Raw genomic sequence first — 3,684 nt, forward strand, 5'->3', positions numbered from 1 at the left:
ATCGCCACTATCGCGGTCGTGACTTCTACCGTGACCGGGACCGCTGGGACAGAGGTGGCCGCCGTCATGACCGTCATTGGGATGGCCGGGATCGGCACCGCAGGGACAGGAATGACTCGGACAGGGATGACCGGGACTGGGGTGGCTGGGATCGTGACCGGGGTCGTTGGCACCACGACAGAGACGATGATCGCGGCGACTGGAGGCGCGATCGCTATCGCTAGGAGGCCCAAGGCGATGGATACGGCTGCTCCAGTGCCAGAGGCGGCGATGTGCCTTGTTGCAGCGGGGAAAATCTGTTTCTCAGGAGCCTGAGCGTCTCACCTTGGCCGAATTCGGGCGGCGATGACCAAAGGGTCTGTTGCGACGTCGTTCTGACAACACAGACCTTCGGGCCGTTGCGCGTCGCATGATCCGGTACGAGGCAGCAGCGTCATGCGTTCCGTCGAGTACCTTGGTCGCACCGGTTGCTCGATCGGCTTGTCTGGCAAGAATGCCCGTCGAAGGGGGCTGGCGTGTTTAGCACCGATGAGCTTTCCTCGGCCGTTCAGGGGAAGAAGCTGCGGACCCGTTTTGTCCGCAGCGCGTGTACCTGTGAGGATCTTGACACTCTTTCTCGACGCGCGCCGCGTGCAGGCGAGGCCGCAGACCGGGGAAGCGGGCCGGCTCCGGCTGCGGCGAGGTGTGGGGGTGCTCTTGCCGGCATCGCTATTTGTCCTGCCGTTCGCAAAAAGCGAGGAAAAGGCCGGTCGATCCGGACACCTGCGGGCTTGACGCCCTGCACGCACCTGCGAAAACGAGCGGAACGCTCGATCAGCCCGCCTTCTGTGCCTCCCGAAGGGGGCATGGTTCTGGGTTAACACGCTCTTAATCAGCGGCAGATTATCCTGGCCGATGTGTCGTGACGGCATATCAGCCAAACAGGTGAATCATGGAAAATCTGGCATCCTTTCGACGCGTCGATACCTTCTCCGATGACGCGATCACGGTGCGGGTCCAACGGGTAGAGGGGCGGTTGATCGGCGTCATCGATTTTCCGAGCTTCCAGCGCGACGGGAAGTTGATCGAGGCGTCGGCAATCAAGCCAAGGCCAATCGTCGATGCCCTCGCGGCGGCGGAGCGGATACTGCCGCATACACCCTTCCCCGAAATCGTCATTCTTGCTCGCCCGGATGTCTGCGAGGCAGCCTAGGTTACGACCGCGCCCTTGGGTCCAGCCGACCTGTCCGGTACAGCGCCGGAAACCTCCTGCTTGCCGGCCTCAGACTGTCGGCCTGTTTTTCTGTCGCGCCAGTCCGGCCGCCGTTCAACCCGAAACGTGGAACGGTGCTGGCGGGCAGCCGCTGCCTCTCGCCGCAGCGCCATCGGGCCGGAGCAGCAGGCAGCGATCCTCCCGTTCCCGTCGCTGACGCACCAGCCTCGGACAAGCCTCGTTAATTAGTGATCCCTCATGTGCCGGGCCATGATGGTCCGGCCGGCTACCGAAGGTGGGTTGTGGACGAGATGCAGGCGATCCTCGATTGGCAGCAGCGCGGCATCACCGCGCGCATTCTGGGCTACTCCCATCAACAGAACCCCCTTCTGATGCAATCGCCAGAGCGCAGCGATGACAGGCTGCAGCACTGGCAGCAACTGGTGGACGCGTGGTGTTTCGGCTGGGAGATCGAGGATGCGGCCCGAAGTCTGTAGACCGACAGCCAGCAGACGCTTCAACCGTGACCACGGATGTAATGGCACGGGCGGGGCAGAGAAAAGGCCGGGCCATGTCCCGGCCTTTTCTGCCTTCAGCGGACTTTGACGAGGGGCAGACTCGGCTGGAGATGACCGCGGCGCAGGCCGTACCTCTCTCCTCCAGCTCTCAGGCATCGCTTGAAACGACACTGTTCGACGGCAGGGTCACGCCAACATCCGAGCAGACGACAACGATCGCCCCGTGCGAGGTGCTTTTGCTTCGGCTGGCGCCTCGCAATTCATTTGGTTTCGACGCTGGCCACAGTCAGGCTCCACATCCATTTGCCGCCTGTTTCTTGCCGGCGGCATGTTCGGTCGTGCAGATCAAGTGCTGCTCATGGGAGATGTTGCGCGCATGCGAGGGGCGACATGAGCCGCTGGAGGCGTTGACTTGAAAAGATGTATTGTGCCCGTGTTCAGAAACCCAGGGCGAAACGCAAGGCGATCATGCTGCAGCTGAGCACAATGCAAGCCGGCCCGAAATCGACGGCCGCGCAAAGCAACCAGCGTCGCACCATTTTTGGCCTCACCACGGTTCTTGTCCATTTTCCAAGCCGATCAACGCAAAGCTGATGCATTTGGTTCCGCCGCTGAGGCGGGAATACAGCCAAAACCGCTCGTGTGTCCCAACGGTGCCCGCCGACCGGACGTTGTCGAGCAGCCGGTCCATTTGAGACGACCATGGACCACCCTGGCCAGTTTCCCCGCGGCATTGTCCACCGAGTCGAGCGGAAGATACACTGTTTCATGGCGTCCCATTGTGTCTCGTCCCTGTCCGGCTGCCCCCCCGAACGCCCCGCAGCATCCTGTCCCTGCCGCCCCCGATGCGAGCCGGTCGCCACCCAAATTGATGCCGACATGGACGAGCAGGTGCGCTGCTCTAAATACCGACGTTCGTGACGTCGATCGCTATCGGTACGGGCGCCACGATCATTTGCAAGAGACAGGAAGTGGGCCCGCTTTGCCGCGTCGGCCCGCGGAACAGCAGGAGTAGTGGGTGTGTTGGCAAGATTTCCGGACTGGCTGATGGGCAAGGGACAACGCTGGTCATACACTCGCATCTGGATGCACGCATTGATGGCAGCACTCGGGGTGACGGCGGCGATCTGGGGCGCATCTGCCACCCTCGCAGTGCCCGTTGCGCAGATTTTCGCAGAAAACGCCAGCCACGAACTGGTGCAGAGTGCCGCGCTCGCCGCCGCCACACTGGCCTCTGTGATTGCGGTGGCGCGCGGTACCGGCTTGCCCCGCTACGCGGCCCTCGTCACCGGGGTGATCAGCTTTGCAGGCTTTCTGCGCGAGACTCCCACCTGCCGCGGCGACGTGGAGATCTTCTGTGCAGCTCCGGATATACGGTCCTCCCTGATGGCCGTCGGCGCAGCGGTGCTGATCATCGCGACCCTTGCCTATGCACGTCGCGACCGAGCGGGGATCCTTCAGGCGATCAACCCGCGTTTCTCCTGGCCTCTGGCACTGGCCGGCGCCCTGGTGGGCGCCAGCCAGATTGGCGAGGAGCTGCACCTGGTTGCCGTTGAAGAGACGCTGGAGCTTTACAGCTATTTCGTCCTGATGCTCGGCGCAGCCTACCTGGCGCTGATATCCGCGAGGGCTGCTGTTCTTCAGCAGCACCATTGCGAAGACAAGCCAGAACCTTAGAGCGCGGGTCTTGCATTATCGGGAGATAGGGCGCGTTGCATGGGGGGAACGGCTGTCTGGTGACTGGCGGTGGCGGGAAAATCAACTTATGGGTGGCCTGAAAGCAGAGCGATCTCCTGATCGCGAAAAATAGATCCGATCGGATGACAATGTCATTGAAACGCACCCTTGATTTGGCGTTCACGATTCCCGTACTCCTCCTGATGGCCCTGCCGATGGTGATCCTGGCGCTTGCTGTTCGCGCCACCTCGAGCGGGCCCGCAGTCTACTGGTCGAAGCGGATCGGGCGCGACAACC

Annotated in this window: 5 protein-coding genes; all 5 read left to right on the plus strand. The window is 62.4% G+C overall.

Annotated elements, in window-relative coordinates; genetic code table 11:
• Positions 1–315 (plus strand): hypothetical protein (locus EO99_RS28155; RefSeq protein ID WP_029621304.1); only part of this gene is annotated, 315 nt, incomplete at its 5' end.
• A 616-nt stretch (positions 316–931) separates the two neighbouring features.
• Positions 932–1,192, plus strand: a complete 261-nt coding sequence (locus EO99_RS0125220) for a hypothetical protein (protein WP_029621305.1) — start codon at positions 932–934, stop codon at positions 1,190–1,192.
• 311 nt (positions 1,193–1,503) lie between these two features.
• A complete protein-coding gene (locus tag EO99_RS0125225; protein WP_328286615.1) occupies positions 1,504–1,689 on the plus strand; it encodes a CrpP-related protein in 186 nt (61 codons plus the stop codon).
• Between the two features lie 1,041 nt (positions 1,690–2,730).
• Positions 2,731–3,387: a hypothetical protein gene (locus tag EO99_RS0125240; protein ID WP_162179344.1), complete on the plus strand. Its 657-nt coding sequence runs from the start codon at positions 2,731–2,733 to the stop codon at positions 3,385–3,387.
• 149 nt (positions 3,388–3,536) lie between these two features.
• The coding region (locus EO99_RS28725) for a sugar transferase (protein ID WP_173425166.1) at positions 3,537–3,684 on the plus strand (148 nt) is incomplete at its 3' end.

The organism is Pseudorhizobium marinum, assembly GCF_000705355.1.
Lineage (GTDB): Bacteria > Pseudomonadota > Alphaproteobacteria > Rhizobiales > Rhizobiaceae > Neorhizobium > Neorhizobium pelagicum.

What these genes read in the sequence shown, in the direction of transcription:
- EO99_RS0125220 (WP_029621305.1), top strand. Translation starts at nt 932, where the DNA reads ATGGAAAATCTGGCATCCTTTCGACGCGTCGATACCTTCTCCGATGAC.
- EO99_RS0125225 (WP_328286615.1), top strand. Translation starts at nt 1,504, where the DNA reads ATGCAGGCGATCCTCGATTGGCAGCAGCGCGGCATCACCGCGCGCATT.